Origin of the sequence: Kribbella pratensis, from assembly GCF_004365355.1 — a bacterium.
Lineage (GTDB): Bacteria > Actinomycetota > Actinomycetes > Propionibacteriales > Kribbellaceae > Kribbella.
On the sequence record NZ_SODP01000001.1, the window covers coordinates 964,110 to 981,270 of the forward strand.

Annotated in this window: 18 protein-coding genes; 9 read left to right on the forward strand and 9 right to left on the reverse strand. The window is 67.1% G+C overall.

The window, feature by feature from the left end:
* Positions 1–68 precede the first annotated feature (68 nt).
* Complete coding sequence (locus tag EV653_RS04485) at positions 69–1,253, forward strand: glycosyltransferase family 4 protein (protein ID WP_238159562.1); 1,185 nt, start codon at positions 69–71, stop codon at positions 1,251–1,253.
* On the opposite strand, the gene EV653_RS42665 is transcribed toward EV653_RS04485, so the two are convergent.
* The 6 genes from EV653_RS42665 to EV653_RS04505 all read right to left on the reverse strand — a co-directional run bounded on the left by EV653_RS42665 (position 1,141) and on the right by EV653_RS04505 (position 5,725).
* Positions 1,141–1,401: a DUF2613 family protein gene (locus EV653_RS42665; RefSeq protein ID WP_370357225.1), complete on the reverse strand. Its 261-nt coding sequence runs from the start codon at positions 1,399–1,401 to the stop codon at positions 1,141–1,143. The genes EV653_RS04485 and EV653_RS42665 overlap by 113 nt on opposite strands.
* Entirely contained in the window at positions 1,293–2,969 is a 1,677-nt protein-coding gene (locus EV653_RS04490; protein ID WP_134098203.1) for a hypothetical protein, read from the reverse strand. The genes EV653_RS42665 and EV653_RS04490 overlap by 109 nt, the downstream gene beginning before the upstream one ends.
* A gap of 151 nt (positions 2,970–3,120) precedes the next feature.
* Positions 3,121–3,651 (reverse strand): hypothetical protein, encoded by a 531-nt coding sequence (locus EV653_RS04495; protein ID WP_134098204.1) that lies wholly within the window; start codon positions 3,649–3,651, stop codon positions 3,121–3,123.
* Between the two features lie 784 nt (positions 3,652–4,435).
* Positions 4,436–4,609, reverse strand: a complete 174-nt coding sequence (locus EV653_RS40980) for a hypothetical protein (RefSeq protein ID WP_166679290.1) — start codon at positions 4,607–4,609, stop codon at positions 4,436–4,438.
* 88 nt (positions 4,610–4,697) lie between these two features.
* Positions 4,698–5,309, reverse strand: coding sequence for an ankyrin repeat domain-containing protein (locus EV653_RS04500; protein WP_134098205.1), 612 nt, complete (start codon positions 5,307–5,309; stop codon positions 4,698–4,700).
* A gap of 23 nt (positions 5,310–5,332) precedes the next feature.
* Complete coding sequence (locus EV653_RS04505; RefSeq protein ID WP_134098206.1) at positions 5,333–5,725, reverse strand: hypothetical protein; 393 nt, start codon at positions 5,723–5,725, stop codon at positions 5,333–5,335.
* Between the two features lie 205 nt (positions 5,726–5,930).
* Between EV653_RS04505 and EV653_RS04510 the strand changes: the two genes are divergently transcribed.
* The 5 genes from EV653_RS04510 to EV653_RS04530 all read left to right on the forward strand — a co-directional run bounded on the left by EV653_RS04510 (position 5,931) and on the right by EV653_RS04530 (position 9,631).
* Entirely contained in the window at positions 5,931–6,818 is an 888-nt protein-coding gene (locus EV653_RS04510; protein WP_134098208.1) for an aminoglycoside phosphotransferase family protein, read from the forward strand.
* A 69-nt stretch (positions 6,819–6,887) separates the two neighbouring features.
* Entirely contained in the window at positions 6,888–7,532 is a 645-nt protein-coding gene (locus EV653_RS04515) for a hypothetical protein (RefSeq protein ID WP_134098210.1), read from the forward strand.
* An 18-nt stretch (positions 7,533–7,550) separates the two neighbouring features.
* Positions 7,551–8,198, forward strand: coding sequence for a VOC family protein (locus EV653_RS04520; RefSeq protein ID WP_134098212.1), 648 nt, complete (start codon positions 7,551–7,553; stop codon positions 8,196–8,198).
* Between the two features lie 158 nt (positions 8,199–8,356).
* A complete protein-coding gene (locus EV653_RS04525) occupies positions 8,357–9,253 on the forward strand; it encodes a phosphotransferase family protein (RefSeq protein WP_202871479.1) in 897 nt (298 codons plus the stop codon).
* A 135-nt stretch (positions 9,254–9,388) separates the two neighbouring features.
* Positions 9,389–9,631 (forward strand): hypothetical protein, encoded by a 243-nt coding sequence (locus tag EV653_RS04530; RefSeq protein WP_134098214.1) that lies wholly within the window; start codon positions 9,389–9,391, stop codon positions 9,629–9,631.
* Here the strand turns inward: EV653_RS04530 and EV653_RS04535 are convergent.
* Entirely contained in the window at positions 9,628–10,416 is a 789-nt protein-coding gene (locus tag EV653_RS04535; RefSeq protein WP_134098216.1) for an alpha/beta hydrolase, read from the reverse strand. The genes EV653_RS04530 and EV653_RS04535 overlap by 4 nt on opposite strands.
* A gap of 121 nt (positions 10,417–10,537) precedes the next feature.
* On the opposite strand from EV653_RS04535, the gene EV653_RS04540 reads away from it, so the two are divergent.
* Positions 10,538–11,659 (forward strand): Gfo/Idh/MocA family protein, encoded by a 1,122-nt coding sequence (locus EV653_RS04540; protein WP_134098218.1) that lies wholly within the window; start codon positions 10,538–10,540, stop codon positions 11,657–11,659.
* Here the strand turns inward: EV653_RS04540 and EV653_RS04545 are convergent.
* Positions 11,656–14,736, reverse strand: a complete 3,081-nt coding sequence (locus EV653_RS04545; RefSeq protein ID WP_134098219.1) for a DPP IV N-terminal domain-containing protein — start codon at positions 14,734–14,736, stop codon at positions 11,656–11,658. The two genes, EV653_RS04540 and EV653_RS04545, sit on opposite strands and share 4 nt — an antisense overlap.
* A gap of 140 nt (positions 14,737–14,876) precedes the next feature.
* Between EV653_RS04545 and EV653_RS04550 the strand changes: the two genes are divergently transcribed.
* Positions 14,877–15,401, forward strand: a complete 525-nt coding sequence (locus tag EV653_RS04550) for a hypothetical protein (protein ID WP_134098221.1) — start codon at positions 14,877–14,879, stop codon at positions 15,399–15,401.
* A gap of 96 nt (positions 15,402–15,497) precedes the next feature.
* Here the strand turns inward: EV653_RS04550 and EV653_RS04555 are convergent, their stop codons facing one another.
* Entirely contained in the window at positions 15,498–15,986 is a 489-nt protein-coding gene (locus EV653_RS04555) for an SRPBCC domain-containing protein (RefSeq protein WP_134098223.1), read from the reverse strand.
* Between the two features lie 92 nt (positions 15,987–16,078).
* Between EV653_RS04555 and EV653_RS04560 the strand changes: the two genes are divergently transcribed.
* Positions 16,079–17,149: a glycoside hydrolase family 172 protein gene (locus EV653_RS04560; RefSeq protein ID WP_134098225.1), complete on the forward strand. Its 1,071-nt coding sequence runs from the start codon at positions 16,079–16,081 to the stop codon at positions 17,147–17,149.
* Positions 17,150–17,161: the final 12 nt, after the last annotated feature.

The window sequence follows — 17,161 nt, forward strand, 5'->3', positions numbered from 1 at the left end:
ATCGTTACTACTTGGTAACGTCCGCGCCCATACCTCGGGGGAGGTGACCAGAGGGTGGGGCTGATCAGGTGCGTCCGCAGAGCGTGCTGTTGCTGAACTGGCGTGACACGACGAATCCGGAAGGCGGTGGCTCGGAACGCTACGTCGAGGAGGTAGCCCGTGGGCTTGCGATGCTGGGCTGGACAGTGACCGTGCTGTGCGCGGCGTACCCAGGAAGTCCGCGAGAAGCCCGCCGTGGCGAGGTTCAGTTTGTGTATCGCGGCACCAAGGTGACCGTGTACCTGCACGGCCTGCTGTACACCTGGCTGCACCGGCCGGACCGCGTTGTCGACGTCCAGAACGGGCTGCCGTTCTTCACCCGGTTGGTGCGGCGAGCCGTCGTCGTCCTCGTCCACCACGTCCACCGCGAGCAGTGGCAAGTCGTCTACCCGGGCTGGCGGGGCCGGCTCGGCTGGTGGCTGGAGTCGAGGGTCGCACCAACGTTGTACGCCGATTGTCCTTACGTGACAGTGTCTTCGGCTTCTCGCGACGAGCTTGCCGGCCTCGGCATCGACAACATCACCGTGGTACATAACGGAACCGACCCGGCACCGGCGCGGCAGCGCGCGCAAGCCGCCGTGCCGACGGTGGTGTGCGTCGGCAGGATCGTTCCACACAAGCAGCTCGAGCACGCGGTGGACGCGATCGCGGTGGCCCGCCAGACATTGCCAGAGGCACGGCTGATCGTCGTCGGCTCCGGATGGTGGGAGGACTCGCTGCGGGCGTACGTCGAGACGTGCGGGCTGACCGAGGCTGTCGAGTTCCGCGGGCACGTCAGCGAGGCCGACAAGCACGCGGCGTACGACGAGGCCTGGGTGCTCGCCTTGCCGAGCCTGAAGGAGGGCTGGGGTCTCGTCGTCGGTGAGGCGGCCGGGCACGGAGTACCGACCGTTGCCTACCGCAGTGCTGGTGGGCCGACCGAGTCCGTACACGACGGGGTTTCCGGTGTGCTGGTCGACAGCCCTGCCGAGTTCGCCGCGGCTGTCACCTCGTTGCTGGCGGACGCCGTACGGCGGCAGCGGCTGTCGGCCGGGGCCCTGGCGGGAGCGGGCCGGTTCACCTGGCCCGCGGCCGCTCGGGCGTTCGACGGACTGCTGAGGCCTACTTCGAGCCGTAGTTCACGATCGGGACGTCGGCCTGCCCCTGGGTCTGACCAGGCGGCGGCGCGGGGTCGTCCTTCACCGACTGAACCACCCCGACAACGGTCGTCGTAGCCACTGCGAGTCCGGCGAGCACGGCGATAGCCGCACCGATCAGCGATCCCATGAAAAGCGTCCCCTCCCGATCAAGTGAACCGAAGAGTAACAACGCCGTCCCACCGACACCAGGGCCAGGAGCAAGGTCAGTACGGCGACCCCCCACGCCAGCAGGACGCTCACCGTCCGCCAGACCGGTGGCTGCTGCGGGATCGGCGTACCGGCGACCTGGTAGACCGCGACCGTCGGGCCTTCGAACCTTTTCGTGAGCCCCCGGATGAGTGTGTCCGGCGCCGGGCCGCCGGCCGCGCGGTCGACGACGATCCAGCCCACGCCGTTCCGCAACAGGACCGGTGCCGGGTCGGTCCCGCTCCGGAGGGCGCTCGCGATGTCTGCTGCCTGTGGGTCCTCGCCACCGAGCCGGCGGCCGCCGACGATCAGCTCGTCCGGAACGATCGACGGCTGCGCACCGAAGTACCGCGGCATCGGGTCGAGCACCGGACGGTAGCCGTTCCAGGAGGGGGCGCGGTAGGCCTCGAAGGGCCAGGGAATGAAGCGACCGGCCACTGCCTGCTTCGCCTGGCGCCAGTCGTCCGGGTAGTGCGACACGTGGAGGCCCGCGCCACCGGCCAGGGCAGGCAATGCAGCAACCGGCAGCAGCGCCGTGGTGAGGCCGACCACTACCTTGGGTCTGACGTGATCTTGCAGCCACGCGGTAGCGACACCGAAGCCGATTGCCTCGAGCAACACCAGCGGCGCCAGGTAGCGCTGACCATCGCGAAACAGCCCGGCACCCGGGACGTGCTGGACCACCTGTGCGAACAGACCCGGTACGACGACTCCGGCCAGAGCGATGAGCAGCGCCACAATCGCAGGTACCACCAACGCACCGGCGAAATGGTCTCTGCGCCACCACAGCCAAACGCCGGCCAGCGACATCAGCAGCATCGCGAACACGAGCACGACCGTGAGCGGTTCGCCCCGGCCGGCCGGAACGACGTCCGCGTTCCACACCCCGCCCAGCGTGAGCAGCGTCGGGAGCGTCCCTCCGTAGCCCTCGTCCCGAGCTGCGAAGGCGGACACCGAGGCGCCGTCGGTCGCAAGGCCGGAGTGCGTGATGCCGGCCACCAGCCAGGGTGCGTTGAGCAGCAAGGCCACTCCCAACGGCCATCGACTGTAAGCCCCTGGTCGCCAGCGCAACACCACACCGCTCACCAGCAGACCCACCACACCACCCGACGCCGTCAGGGCACACAGCGCCGAAGCAAGGACGAATCCGGCCCACCCCCGCCCCTCACGCAACCTGATCGCACCCCGGACCAGCCAAGGCAGAGCGGCGTACCCGAGAAGTAGCGCCCACGCGCCGAGCCGGAGACGCTCGGCCACAAAGGGATTCCAGACGTACAGCGTCGTCGCCGCGGCTCCAGCCGGCCAGCCACCAAGCCGGAGCTCCCGCCACAGCACGGTCATCCCGAGCCCGGCCAGCAAGGGGATCGCGACCAGGACGGCCTTGTTGAGCAACTGCCCGCCACCGAGCTCGTCCAGCACGGCCACGACGACATCCGACGGCACCGCCCGCGGCATCGCCGCTGAAACTCCGAATAGATCCAGCCGCACCGAGAGATCCGGCACAAACACCATGTCGTAACTGACGACAAAACCCGGCGCCAGCAGTGGACCTGTGATCACTGCCGTGAGCAGCACGGGCCAGATCGCCGGCGCGATGCGCCTCATGTACTCGGACAACAAGGCCCCCGTTTCCTCGGCGCCGCACGATCCGAGCATCGACCACCATCGACAGGGCTCAGCACTGCGAGGCGTGACAGAGGAATTTACATCATTCGAATCCCAGCGGTCTTCCTGCGCGAGCTGTTCGACGCTTTCATCACGGGAGGTCGGCGCGTGGCTTCTCCACCGTGACCCAGGTCGGACTTGCTGCATGCGGGACTCGGTCTGGGGGCCACCAGCCGTGCGCAACGGACAGCGGGACGGGGTTCTCCGGGTCCGGGACGACGAAGACCAGGCCGTTGCCGCGGGCTTCGAGCTCGGCTGCGTAGGTGGGGTCGATGCGGTCGAGCGAGATCATGATTAGTCCGGACACCGGGTGTGGGCCCGTTGAGGTGACCTTGGTCGGCAGGCGGAGGTCTTCCTGCCTGCGCATGAGACCCAGCACCCATTGCAGGGTCCATTCGGTTTCCTGCTCCGTCGGCTTCCAGCGCCTGAAGCGCAACAAGTCGGCGTACTGCACGAGCGGTGGGATCTCACGCCGCGCCCGGAGCATCTCCTCTTGCACCGGGATGCTGATGATCAGGACCACCCGATCACCGCCATGCTCGACGGTCTCCGTGAGCCTGGCGTCCGCGTCCGGATTGCGTTCGACCCACTGCCGGACGACCGGCAGATCTGGTGAAGCCATCGCCGGACCTTCCTCATAACGCATACCAACCACCCCCTTCAGGGAACCATGCTCGGCAGCGGCAGGTACGGCGCCGTCGCCTAGTCGGCCTGCGCGATGTACGCCGCCTCCTGTCCGGCCAGCTCGGCGACGACCGGCGCAAGGGTGTCAGCCAAGGCGGCGCCGATGACGAAGCCAGCCGCTGATGACTGTCTTGCACCCGTAGCAGGGGCAGGCTTTCAGGAACACGTGGGAATTCGTGAAGGAGATCCATGGTTCAGCGCCAGAAGTTCCAGCCCTGGGGGGCCTTTGGGAATGTGGGTGGTGGGCTCCAGCCTGGGAGCGGTTGCCAACCCGGGGGAGTGGGCGGCCAGTTCGGCGGAGGATGGAAGCGATAGCGCTTATCCCGGAGGTGCCAGAAGACTGACCACCCGGCCGCGGCCACGGCCAAGGCCAGAAGTGCCGCGCCGACTGCGGCGAAAGTTGTGGGTTCGGGGCCACACCCGGTCGCGTCCGGGGTGCAGGGGTCGGAGGGGACTCCCAGCATCATCACGCCAAGAAATCCGAGGACTGCGAACACGCCCGACGCGCACCACCCCACCGTAATGAAGATCTTGTGGGAGGGCGCGTCGGAGAAGCCATGCAACACGCGTGGATCCGGGGGCGCTGACCAACTCACCTCGCCATTACAAACGCACACGCCCGGGTCCGGGCGACCTCGCCTCCTGTTGGCACTCAACCGTGACCTTCGAGCCAAACCCCGATGCCACGATCCCGCTCAACAGGAGGCTGTGGACTGTGTCGGTCAGCGGCGGCGGCCCCAGCGGCGGGTTGCGCCGATGCCGGCGAGGTGGAGTGCGATGCACAGGAGGCCGGCCATCAGCAAGGTCTGCGGGGTGAAGGCGTCACTGACGCTGGCGTTGGCCCAGTCGAGAATGAGGGCCAACCCGAAGATGACGGCGGCGATGATCGCGAACATTGAGTGCTCCTTCGAAGGATCGGGCGGAAGTAGCCTTCAAGTACCCATCTGCTATCGCAGACAGACTGACCCTGGCGACGAAGAGGGTTCAGCGCCCGGTCGTGGCTTTGTCGAGGAGGGCAACGATGGTCTGCTGTTCGGCTTTTGCTTCCGCCGAGCCGGTTCCGCCGCGCCCGGTTGTGAGGTGGGCGAGGTCCGAAGGGGTCGAGCCGTGATCGTTGGGCAGGCGTGGGTCGGCGCCTGCGCGGAGGAGTTGATCCACGGCGGCTGAGCAGCGGTTGCGGACTGCACGATGCAGGGGAGTGACGCCGCCGGCGGCGGTCGCGTTCGGGTTGGCACCTGCTGCGATCAGCAACTCGATCACAGCTCGCTGAGCTGTTGGGTTCCAGTTCGTTGAGCCCGGTACGCCGATGACTGCGGCGTGCAAGGGTTCTGAGCCGCGTCGGTTTCGAGCGCCGATGTCGGCACCGCGCGCGATCAGTTCACGAGCGAGCTCGACGTCGTACGCGAATGCCGCGGCGTGCAGCGCGGTGTCGCCTTCGTACAGCTGGGCATGGCACCGGTCGATGAAGAACTCGTCGGGGCGCGCCAAGCGTGCCGTGACCAGCGACGGTACGGCGTCGAGCGCTGCCGTCACGGCCCGTCGGTCGCCTGTTGCGATGGCTGTCAGCAGGCTGGGGAGGTCTTTGATGTCAGCCATGAAGCAGGTTACCGCGCTAGCGACTACGCCTTCGCCGGTGCGCCCAAACTCCTGAACGTCATCAGCACGAAAGGAACGGCAAGAAGGACCGCCCCTGCGACCGCCGAGCCCGTGCTCGGCGTCCTGGTGCCCGGGTCCAGGACGGCGTACCGGATCACGAAGGCGAGGCCCAAGTTGACTGCGCCCGCTGCGAAGATCGCCTGAGCATCACTCCATTTGTCCACGTCCAGCACATTTTTCGGCAGGTTGCTGATGCCCGCCACAATCAGCGCGGTCGGAACCAGAGCGATGTACATGCTCAGCAGAAGCCACAAGATCTCGCTGAACTTGCCGCTCCAGCTGTCCTTCCCAGTCACCAGCGCCACAATGCCGACCACCGCCGAATAGGCTCCCAACGCCTTCAGCACCTTGTCCATGTCGCCCCCTTGCTCCGATGGCGATCACGCCATCCGCGACGGCATCGGGCCAGCCGTCCGCCGCTCCCGCCCCGTCCCCCCGGGATGAGGTCAGTGTGACACCAGAACCCGCGCAGTGCCACGATTCATTCACAGAGATTGCCTCGGGCCCATGAATTGCAACCTCTCCTGATTCGGAGCGGCTTTCGCTAACTAGGCTGGCGGCATGAGCCTCGACATTCCCGACCAGGTCCGCAAGACGGTCATTGCCGACGGGAACGAATCCTGGCTCGACGAGCTGCCGGCCGTGGTCGACTCGCTGGCTCAGGAGTGGTCTCTGATCATCGGGTCCAGCCTCGCGGGTGGTCACGCGGCGCTGGTCGTCGAGGTGACGCTTGCCGACGGATCTCCGGCGGTCCTCAAGATCGGTGTGCCAGGTCGCGACGTCGGTCACGAGGCCACCGTGATGCGCCTGGCGAACGGAGACGGATGCGCCAGGCTGTTGCGCGAAGACCTGGGTCGGCAAGCGCTTCTGCTGGAGCGCCTTGGAGCTCCCATGTATGACATTGTCGCCGACCCTGCAACCCGCCTCACCTTGCTGTGCGAAGTGGCGCTTCGCCTCTGGCGTCCGATCGATCCCGAGATTGACCTTCCAACCGGCGCGAAGTTGGCTGAGCAGTACGCCGATCGGCTTCCAACGCTATGGGAACAGGCGGGGCGACCATGTTCGCCGGCCACTGTGGCGGATGCGCTGGAGTGCATGCATCGTCGTCGGGTTGCCCACGACGACCGGTCCGCGGTTCTGGTCCACGGTGATATCCACGAGATGAACGCCCTGCAAGCCAGTGACGGCAGCTACAAGCTGATCGATCCAGCCGGGCTGCGGGCCGAGCCAGCCTGCGACCTCGGCACCATCGTGCGCTCGAATCCGGGCCTCGGCGATGACCTCCGAGCGCGGACCGACCAACTGGCTTCTGGTACGGGCGTGGATGCCACCGCCATCTGGGAATGGGGAACCATCCACCGAGTCTTCAGCGGCGTCTACGCCTGCAGCATCGGCTTCCAGCCCTTCGGCAATCTGCTGCTGGCCGAAGCCGACCGCCTTACGTCGTAACGACCGCACAGGCGCCTTGAGGATGCGCAGTGCGTACTGGGCGGCCGCCGGTCTCGGTATCGTCGAGGTATGGCGGGCTGGGAGAGTCTGCGGGGGGACCTGCTGCGGTTGGGTGAGGAGTCGCCGGGCGCGCTCGTGGTGTGGCCGAATCCCCACACCGAACGGCGGTCCGAGCGGCGGTTCCGGATCGTGCTGGCGGCCTGGGCGACCGAGATTGCGGGCACGCTGAAGGCGAAGTACGGCGATGTGGTGGATCTGCAGGTTGGGGCGATGACCTTTCCGGGCGGAGAGTTGGTCGCGAGTAAGTCCGCGCTCCAGCTGCCGGGAGTCCCTGCCGACGCTGCTGGGCTCGACGTCGAGGCCGTGCGTCCGCTGTCGGTTCGGTCCGGACGGTACGCGCACGAGGAGTTGAAGGTGACGAATCGCGCCGATCACACGCAGATGTTGATGACCTCGCGAGACCTGCTTTCGACGGTGACCGATCGCGCAGGCAACGTCGTCGGTCGGTATGCAGGACCGCGCAATGCGGGACGCCGCGGACTCCCGATCGAGCCTCAGCAGAGCCGGCCCGTGTCTGTCTTGATTGGTACGGCCTCGGTGGTTCTTGAGTTGGGATATGCGGTTCCGCCGGGGGAGTGGAAGCTGGTTGTCTTGTTGCAGACCGAGGAGAGGTTCGTGTTGTCGGGACCGTTGGAGATCACCGTTACGCCGTGAAGACGTTGGGAGTTGGCTTTGAGCGAGCAGGGATGGCAGCGGTTTCTGGCTGCGGAGGGCGGGGGCGACTGGGTGGTGCTGCACGGAGGGGCGGTGGCGGTCTTCCCGGTGGCGTCGCTGGTTGAGGCGGCGCGGTTGGCTGAGGCGGTGGCTCAGGTTGCCGGGGCGGACGTGATCCTGACCTTGACCGATCGCCAGCTCACTGTGCGGTTGATGCGTGGTGTCTTTCGGTTGGAAGAGGCGCATGTCGAGGTGGCTCGGGCGGTTTCGGCGGTAGCTCGAGCGCACGGCGCGGAGGCTGATCGGAGCCTGGCGCAGGAGGTTTCGTTTGCCGTGGCGGCTCAGCCGGATGCCATCGACGTCGGGTTCTGGCGGGCGGTGCTTGGGTACGCCGAGTTGGACTACGACAACGCGGTCGACCCGCTGGGCCACGGATCGACCGTCTGGATGCAGGACCTGGACCCGAACAAGTCGCTCCGGCACGCGATGCATGTCGACGTGTCAGTTGCCCGCGAAGAGGCCGAGAACCGTTTGGCCGCGGCCCTCGCTGCCGGTGGCCGGATCGTCGACGATTCCACCGCTCCCGGCGCCTGGATCCTCGCCGACCGCGCCGGAAACAAGGTCTGCATAGCCGCCTGGCCGGACGGCGCCCCCGGCCTCGGCTAGAGGCGGGAGAGTTCCTGTCAGTCGGGCCTGCAGGTGCCAGTAGGAAATCGTGCGCTGGACCTTCAACCCAGGCCGTCGAGCGTCGTGCTGCGGCTCAGTCATCAGCGCACCTCCAAACGCGGTGAAGTCAGTATGGCTTGGTGGATAGTCTCGGTGGAGTGAGATGGCTGGAGGACGGGTCGGCGGAGGCGGTTGCGGAGGCGTTGGGAAAGGTTGGGCTTGGCGGGCACTCGGTGGTGGTTCGGGAATCGGTGGGGGACGACCCGCTGTGGTGGTCGGCCAGTGCAGTTGTGGGCGGGCGGTACGTCGTGAAGTTTGCGTGGTCGCAGCCTGCGGCGTTGAGGCTGGCGCATGAGATCGCAGTGCTGGCAGCGCTGAGGCCGGCGGTTCCGTTTCTGCCGGAAGTAGTTGCTAGCAGCACCGATCCGGTGTTGCTGGTGACAAGGCTGGTGCCGGGTGAGGCGTTGTTCGACGTCGTGGACTCACTGGACCGGGACCAGGTCGGACGCCAGCTCGCTGAGTTTCTCGGCGAGTTGCACAACCAAGCAGGGCACGACTATCCGGCCGCGTCGTTGCAGCCGGCCACGACCGACGTACTGCGGGAGCAGTTCCCCAGATGGACTCGTCCGGATCAGCGCGCCGATGTCATCAGCTGGTGCGACTGGGCGGATGACGTGCTGCGGACGCCGGGTCCGCAGGTGCTGGTGCATGGGGATCTGCACGGTGGGAATCAGGTGTGGGACGGCGGGAAGCTCCGTGTGGTCGTGGATTTCGAGACGGCGGGTCTCGCTGTTCCGGAGTACGACCTGCGGACGTTTCCCGGAACTGGTCCGGGCGTCGAGTTGCTGACGGCCACCATCCGCCACTACGCGCAGATCACCGGGCGAGAGTTGTCGGTCGAGCGGGCAATGGCGTGGCATCTCCGTACGGCGCTCGCGGACGCGTTGTGGCGGAGCGAGGAGGGCGTACCGCTGCCGGATCACCGCACCCCGCAGGAGTGGGTCGATGATCTCAGGGACCGATTCGCGGCGCTGGGCATCAGCATCAATCGCTGAAATCCTTGTCGACAGCCACCGATGAGTGGAGGTCGAAGTCCCGGCGTGCGACGGTCCGGCGGCTCATACTCACCTGCGGGAGGACGAGGTCTGGTACGTCATCGACGGGCCTTCCGGTTCAAGGCCGGCGACCAGATGCTGCGAGCGACGACCGGCGGCATGGCCTTCGGTCCCCGCGGGATGCCGCACGCGTTCCAGAACGTCGGCGACACGGTGGGACTGTTGCTGATCATCACCAGTCCGTCAGGTCTCGAGCGGTTCTTCGAGCAGGCCGCCGAGATGTCACACCCGGTGGACCCCGAAGAGCTCGCCGCAATCGGGCGAGCCAACTGGGTCGAGTTCATGGGCCCGCCACTCGCCGTCTCCGACCCGCTCTAGCTGGGGCTCGAGGGGGTCAACTTGTTGGTCATGAGCCAGTTGTCGATGTGGCTCATCGTGGTGTGGAGGATGTCGCCGAACAGGATCATGTGGTCGGCGTCGAGGAGTTCCTGGTAGGTGGCGTTCCGGTACTTCGCGGCGGTCGCGCGGCAGACCGCTGGTACGACGGTGCGGTCCTGGGCGCCGCCGAAGATCAGGACCGGGCCGTCGATCGTGGAGTAGTCGACGCGGGACGCCTTGCGACGGTCGAGCTGAGGAAAGGCCATCTCGCAGTACGCGCGGCCCGATTCGCAGACGAGGTCGGCGAAGAGCGCGCGGGAGTCCTCCTCCGTCTGCGTGATCCGGCCGCCGACGTGGAACTTCTCCCAGGTCGGACGGAGCGGCTTGGTCCACGGGCGTGCCTGGAGGTAATGGCTCAGGAACAGGCGGCTCATCGACGGGTAGATAGCGAAGATCCCGGCCGCCGGAGCTGGGCAGACGCCGATCAGACCGGCGTGCTCGGTCCGCGCCGCGACGAGTTGCGCCAGCAACCCACCCAACGAATGCCCGAGAATCAACGGCGGCGAGTCGAGCGACTCACACACCTCGACCAGGTCGTCGGCGTAGTCCGTCAGGCTCAGCCCCGCGATCTGCGCCGCGCCGTCCTCGAGGGACAGTTCGTGATGACGCAGTGTCGGCGTATGAACCACAAACCCACGCTCTTCGAACGCGGCGCGGGCCTCATGGAAGTGACTCCCGCGACCCCAGGTCCCATGGATGAGAACAACATGCTCGACATCGCTCATGTCGCCGAAACCTATCCGACCGGAGTGTGCAGGTCGCTCAAGCCGCTCCGGCGGCCGAGTGATTGCTGCCGGACTCACCGGCTGAGCGCACAGCGCGGCATTCGTTCATAGGATTACTCGTATGGCGGACTCGGTGCGGATGGGTGTGGTCGGGGCGGGCAGCATCTCGGTGCGGGGGATCCTGCCGCATTTGTCCCAGCCCGATCTGGCGGGGCGGGTGACGCTCGCGGCCGTGTGCGATCCCGTACCAGGACGGGCGGAGGCTGCCGCGGAGAAGTTCGGAGTGGGGCAAGGGTTCACGGAGTACGAGGAGCTGTTGGCTCGGGGTGATGTGGACGCGGTGACGATTGCTTCGCCGATCGGGTTGCACTACGAGCAGGGGAAGCTCGCGCTGCAGGCCGGCAAGCATGTGCACTTCAACAAAACCATGACGCTGACCGTTGCCGAGGCTACCGAGTTGATCGAGCTGGCGGCCGCCAACGACCTGCGGATCGTTGCTTCGCCGGGGGAGATGCTGCGTCCGCACCACATCCGGACGCGTGAGCTCATCGCCGAGGGCGCGATCGGCACGTTGTCGTGGGTGAGCTGTGGGGCGTCGTTCGGCACGTACCACGAGAACGAGTCCGTCCGCGGCGGCAACGACGTACTGAGCAACATCGACCCCTCGTGGTACTTCCGCAAACCCGGCGGCGGCCCGATGTACGACATGACCGTCTACGCGCTGCACACCGTCACCGGCATCCTCGGTACGGCGAAGCGCGTGACGGCGATGTCCGGCGTACGGATCCCCGTGCGCAGCAGCGGAGGCGTCGACGTACAGACCGATGCCGACGACAACACCATCGTGCTGATCGACTTCGGCGACAACGTGTACTGCGTCGCCACCGGCACCGCCGCGGGACCGATCCGCGGCGGTTTCGGCGGCGCGTACTACGGCACGGAAGGAACGATCGACGGCCTGCTGCTGAATGGGGAACCGTTCGACTTCCCCAACCGCGACCCCGCCGAGCTCGCGCCGCGGGGGCCGGGCAACCAGGCGCTCCTCCCGCACGTCACCGGCGCCCACCGCGATATCGAGGAGCAGCACGTTTACGAGGACGTCATGCAGCTCGTCGACTGGGTCCGCGACGGCACGCCCTCCATTGTCACCGCCGAACACGCCCGCCACGTCATCGACATCATCGAGTCCGCCTACCGCGCCGCCGCCACCGGGCAGACCCAGGAACTCACGACCACGTTCTAACCCTCACAACAGGCGCGATGGAGCCACTCGGGCTCGTGCCACCAGTAGGTGTCGTCGTGGGCATGCGCCTGCTCCCGGGTGAGTGGCTGCGGGGCGTCGATCACCCGGACCGCAGGCTCATTCCGGTTGCCGGCCTGGTAAGGCGCCAGCAACTCGTCGACCGTGTAGAGGTTGCCCGCGACAACGACCTGCGAGACGGCGGCGGCCGCGCGGATGTCCGCGAGCGGATCCCCGACCACGAACGACAGATCGGCCTGGGCTCCGGGTTTCACAACGCCGAGTTTGTCCTCCAGGCAAAGCCAGCGCGCTGGATTGCGCGTCGCCGTGGTCAGAGCTTCGTACGGCGTGAACCCGCCGGCCACCATGGATCGCAGATTGGCGTGCAGCGAGACCGCCATGTTGTCCAACGGCGTATCGGTCCCGGAGATCACCAGCCCGCCGCCGCGATGGATCCGCAGCACCATGTCGACGTTCCCGCGCAGCAGCTCGCGAGTCGTGACGCCGGCAGGTCCACGGGCAGTGTTCACCTCGGCCATCAACGCGGCGTACTCCCACGACGGATACAACGTCGTCGTACGCCGATCCGTCAGCAGCGACGAATCGTCGACATGCGCCATCGTCGAGTTGAACAGCGTCGGCGTCACGGACAGCCCGGCCCGCGTGAACAGCGTGACCACATCGGCGTACGCGCGCCCGAGCCGACTGACCGTGTGCGAGTACCCGAGCCGGTTGGTCGCCCCGGTGTGCTCCATCCCGTCCATCCCGAGGTGCTCGGCCGGGTAGAGGTAGTGCGACGACAACTGCAGCCCGAGCCGGTGCACGAGCGCGATCGCCCGCCGCTGGTACTCGATCGGCAAGCGCACATACGTCTTCACCAAGTCGTACGCGAGCCCCTCGACCCGATCGAGCTCCAGACCGAGCTGCCGCAGGGACAACGTCGGCCGCATGAAGTTGTAGTACACCCGCGACCCGTCGATCGCCTCGCCCGTCGCGAAGTACCGCGGCCCGCGCAACGCCCCACTCACGAGTGCCTCGCGCGTCTCCTGCATCTGGTACGCCGGATCGCCCGGCGACCGCGTCGACGTGATGCCATAGGCGAGCCACAGGTTCCCTTGCCGCGCACCCCACGCTCGCCCGCGCAGATGCCAATGGTTGTGCGCATCAACGAGTCCCGGCATCACGGTGAGCTTCGACGCGTCGACGTCGGCACGGCCGTGATGCGGACGTACGGCGGCGATCCGCGACCCGTCCAGCACGACGTCGACGTCGCGCCGCAGCGAGGTCGACCGGCCGTCCCAGAGCGCTCCGGCGTGGATCGTGACGTGCTGGTTGATCGTCGCCCGGCGGTAGGACAGATCGATCCGGATCGTCTCCGGCCGGCCGCCGTCGATCGTTGTCCTGCGCAACTTCCCGTTCGACAGGTAGAGCAGCGTGTGAGCGTCCTGCCAGACCGGCGAGTCCGTGACCTCGCTCGTGATCGCACGTGGCGAGCCGGTGAACCGGCCGCGGGCGTCGACCGGTACGACGTACAGCAGGCTCTCGACGACGAAGGCGAGGTGCTTGCCGTCCGGGGAGAAGACCGGGCCGTCGTCACCGCGGGTGGCGAGCGAGCGGAACGGCATCGGTTCGACGTACTCGAGTGCGGCGGTCTGGACATCGACGTACAGAAGCTGGCTCGTGCCCTCGCGGAATCGCTTGGAGAACGGCTTCACCGCAGCCAGGACGAGGGTGCGACCGTCGCGCGACCAGCTGACCCGGCCGGGTTGGAAGAGCGTCGGCGTGACCTGGCGGACCTCACCGGACGCGATGGAGAGCACCCAGGCGATCCCGTCCTGGTCCTGGTAGGCGATCCGTTGTCCGTCGGGAGAGAAGCGTGGGGCGGTCTGGGCGCCCGGCAGGCCCGACAGTTTGGTGTCCACGCCAGAAGCGATGTCGTGCAGCCAGAGATCCGCAGTACCGTCGCGATCGCTTGCGTACAGCAACTTCTTGCCATCGGGTGAGAAGTCCGGATCCGAGTTGAAGTAGCCGTCAGCAACCAGTTTGCGCGGCGCCTCACCAGACTCCATCAACCAGAGCGCGTTCAACGCGCGGAACGCGATCCAGTTGCCGTCCGGCGACACGGTCGGACTCGCAATCCCACGGACCGCGTGCTGTCCGGAAGACTCGAGATCGGGCGCCTTCGGCCGTGGCCGCTTCGACGTCACCGGAACAGTCGCCTCGAACGGTACGACGCCACCCTGGTAGCGATGGACCGTGCCGTCCGCGGTGTAGAAGAGGCCCGCGGACGTCCAGGACGGCGGCAGCGCGAACACATCTTTGCCGGTCGTCACTTGCTTGCCATCCACAACAAGATCGCACGTCGGACCAGTCAGCCGCACGTAGGCGAGCTTCCCGTCCGGTGAGTACGACGGCCCGAACACACTGATTCCCGTCTGTGCGGCGACAAGCGTCGTACGGGCGCCTGTCCCGAGGTCGAGCTGCACGATCGAGCTGGCATCGACGGTGAAGGCAACCTTCGTACCATCCGGGGACACCGCCGGCTCGGCTTCCTCGCTGGCCTCGTCGGTGAGTGGGGTGATCGCGCCGGTCGCGAGATCCAGGCGATGAATCCCGTAGCTGCCACCGCGGTCCGACGAGAACACGATCGACCGGCCGTCAGGCGTGACGTGCGGCTCGCGGTCATCGTACCGTCCGCTCGTCAACTGCCGGAGTCCGCTGCCGTCCGGCCGGATCGTCCACAGGTGGAAGTTCCCGTCCCGATAGGACTGGAACACGATGGACTTCCCGTCCGGCGACCAGCGCGGCCGGGTCGCGTCCTGCAGGTCATCGGTGAGCCGGCGCGAGGCTCCGCCCGCGGCCGGCGTCACCCAGATCGCCGTCACGAGGTCGAACGCCAGCCACTTCCCGTCCGGCGACACCGACACCATGATGTTGGTGCCTTCCCGGAGTACTGCCTGATTCCCGGCGGCTCGAGCGGGCAGGTTCGGCAGTTGCACGGCGCCGACTGCGGCGACTCCTCCGCTGAGCTGCAGCGCGCGACGCCGCGAGATGCTCCACGATCCAGGGTTCTCGGTCATGATCCGGATCCAATCCCTAGGGGGCGGTGGGACCTCACCGAATCTGCCAGGACCGTCAGCGCGGCACGATCCTGACCGGCGCGCCTCGCGCCCAACGGCCGCTAGCGTGCGACGAACGGTGAACGTCTATCGTCTGCGCCATGCCATCTCTGTCTCCACGGGCCCAGGCGCTCGGTGCGGCCGTGCTCTGCCTGGTGATCGCTGTCGGGGCCGGGCTCGCGGTGGACAGCCGGCTCGACCGGCACTGGATCCTGCGCGGGCTCACGGTCTTCCTCGCGATCTGCTGCGCGGCACTGCTGCTGACCGATCAGACCCGGCGGCTGCGGCAGATCATCACGGCGATCGGGCTGGCGATGTTCGGGCTGATCATCCCGGTGTCGCAGACGACCTGGTCGAAACCGCCGGAGATCAAGTTCGCGTTGCAGGTCGCGACCGACGCCAAGAACGCGGCCGAGAAGGCATCCAGCAGCAGCGTCACGGTCGCGAACGTGAAGACCGCGGCCGAGGCGCGCGGCGGCGCCATCGGCTCCTTCGCCACCGCGAAGAGCCCCCAGGTCCACGGTGCGGACGCCTTCCCGGTCATCGTCCGCGCCAAGCGCGACCAAGGCCGCCCCTGGGCCTGCGTCTCATTCACCGGCCTCACCGCCAAGGTCCGCCCCTGCTGAGGTGTACCGAACGACAGGAGGTAGTGGCCCATGCTGCCTACCATCGACGACTCCCAGGCGGGAGTCGACGGTGTAGTACACGTATACGTCCTGTCGTTAAGTGCGCGAGGCCAGTTCCTCAGCGCGATCCAGAGGGTTCCAGGTAATCGGCCGGCCGCCGAGCTGAGCCTCGACTACCTCCAAGCCGGCTTCCCAGCCGGCCGCGGCCGGACCGGCGGCGGTGGGATCGGACAGCACATTCGTGAAGACCAAGCGGCTGCCGTCCGTCGTACCGGTGATCTCCCAGGTGAGGATCTCACCGGCCCACTCGTACTCGAGCACCGACGGCGGCTCGTTCCGCAGCATCCGGCCGCTCGAGCCTTCGCTCATCCCGTACCGCCGACGCTGCTCATCGGTCACGCCGAACAACAGCGCAGCGCCGGCCGGCACGTCCAGCTCCACGACAGCCGGGAACCAGGCGGACAACTGACCAGGATCCGTGATCGCCCGCCACACCTTCTCGGGCGGATGCGGCAACAACCGCACGAACCTGATCGCCACCCGCCCGTCCTCGGTCCCGAACACCGTCCCACGCCGACTGTCCATACCCTGAATATAACCCATCAGGCATATATCTGTGCGTCCATGGCGTGGGCAATCGATTTCTCCTCGGCCTGATGACCGCTAGGGTCGCGGGCATGACTCTTGGGAATCTCACCGGTATCAGTGCGCTCGCCGATGTCGAGTCGCGGTCCATCAGTGCGGAGAACCCGACCGGTGAGCCCGGTCAGGGCGGGCGGCGGACCGAGGGGACCGGGGCGTATGCGGCCCGGGATCTCGGTCAGGGGTGGAAGGTCTCGCCGTCGATCGAGATCGGGCCGGGGGAGACCGCGACGCTGGCGGATATCGCCGGCTCCGGCTGTGTCACCCACATCTGGCTGACCACGCACGTCGACCACTGGCGCCGGCTGGTGCTGCGCGGGTTCTGGGACGGCGACACCGCGCCGGCGATCGAGACTCCGGTCGGCGACTTCTTCTGCTCCGGCTGGGGCAAGTTCGCGCAGGTCAGCTCGCTGCCCGTCGCGGTGAACCCGAACGGCGGTTTCAACTGCTACTGGGAGATGCCGTTCAAGGAGCACGCCACGTTCACGCTGGAGAACACGCACGACGAGAAGGTGGTCGTGTACTTCCAGGTGGACTACTGGCTCGGCGCAGTGCCCGACAAATCGGCATACCTGCACGCGCAGTGGCGGCGGAGCAATCCGCTCGAGTCGAAGACGGTCCACACTCTGCTGGACGGCGTGGAGGGGCCAGGGCACTACGTCGGCACCTACCTGGCCTGGGGTGTCAACAGCACCGGGTGGTGGGGTGAGGGCGAGGTGAAGTTCTACCTGGACGGTGACGACGAGTTCCCGACTATCTGCGGCACAGGTACCGAGGACTACTTCGGCGGCGCGTGGAACTTCGACGTACCTCACCTGGGCGGCTACACCGAATTCAGTACGCCGTACCTCGGTATGCCGCAGGTGATCCGCCCGGACGGGCAGTACCAGAGCCAGCAACGCTTCGGCATGTATCGCTTCCACCTGCCGGACCCGATCCGGTTCAAGGAGAAGCTGCGCGTCGACGTCCAGGCCCTCGGCTGGCGCTCCGGCGGCCGCTATCTGCCGCTCCAGGACGACATCTCCTCGACCGCGTTCTTCTACTCGGGCAAGACGAGTACGACGCGACCGGACACCCCGACTCACGACGTGATGGAGATCTGCTAGCCGGCGCCCCCG

Excerpts from the sequence above, each read along its gene's own strand:
- EV653_RS04540 (WP_134098218.1), top strand. The coding sequence starts at position 10,538 with ATGGCGGACTCGGTGCGGATGGGTGTGGTCGGGGCGGGCAGCATCTCG.
- EV653_RS04555 (WP_134098223.1), bottom strand. The coding sequence starts at position 15,986 with ATGGACAGTCGGCGTGGGACGGTGTTCGGGACCGAGGACGGGCGGGTG.
- EV653_RS04490 (WP_134098203.1), bottom strand. The coding sequence starts at position 2,969 with ATGAGGCGCATCGCGCCGGCGATCTGGCCCGTGCTGCTCACGGCAGTG.
- EV653_RS04545 (WP_134098219.1), bottom strand. The coding sequence starts at position 14,736 with ATGACCGAGAACCCTGGATCGTGGAGCATCTCGCGGCGTCGCGCGCTG.
- EV653_RS04560 (WP_134098225.1), top strand. The coding sequence starts at position 16,079 with ATGACTCTTGGGAATCTCACCGGTATCAGTGCGCTCGCCGATGTCGAG.
- EV653_RS04535 (WP_134098216.1), bottom strand. The coding sequence starts at position 10,416 with ATGAGCGATGTCGAGCATGTTGTTCTCATCCATGGGACCTGGGGTCGC.
- EV653_RS40980 (WP_166679290.1), bottom strand. The coding sequence starts at position 4,609 with ATGTTCGCGATCATCGCCGCCGTCATCTTCGGGTTGGCCCTCATTCTC.
- EV653_RS04505 (WP_134098206.1), bottom strand. The coding sequence starts at position 5,725 with ATGGACAAGGTGCTGAAGGCGTTGGGAGCCTATTCGGCGGTGGTCGGC.
- EV653_RS04515 (WP_134098210.1), top strand. The coding sequence starts at position 6,888 with ATGGCGGGCTGGGAGAGTCTGCGGGGGGACCTGCTGCGGTTGGGTGAG.
- EV653_RS04500 (WP_134098205.1), bottom strand. The coding sequence starts at position 5,309 with ATGGCTGACATCAAAGACCTCCCCAGCCTGCTGACAGCCATCGCAACA.
- EV653_RS04550 (WP_134098221.1), top strand. The coding sequence starts at position 14,877 with ATGCCATCTCTGTCTCCACGGGCCCAGGCGCTCGGTGCGGCCGTGCTC.
- EV653_RS04495 (WP_134098204.1), bottom strand. The coding sequence starts at position 3,651 with ATGGCTTCACCAGATCTGCCGGTCGTCCGGCAGTGGGTCGAACGCAAT.
- EV653_RS04530 (WP_134098214.1), top strand. The coding sequence starts at position 9,389 with ATGCTGCGAGCGACGACCGGCGGCATGGCCTTCGGTCCCCGCGGGATG.
- EV653_RS04510 (WP_134098208.1), top strand. The coding sequence starts at position 5,931 with ATGAGCCTCGACATTCCCGACCAGGTCCGCAAGACGGTCATTGCCGAC.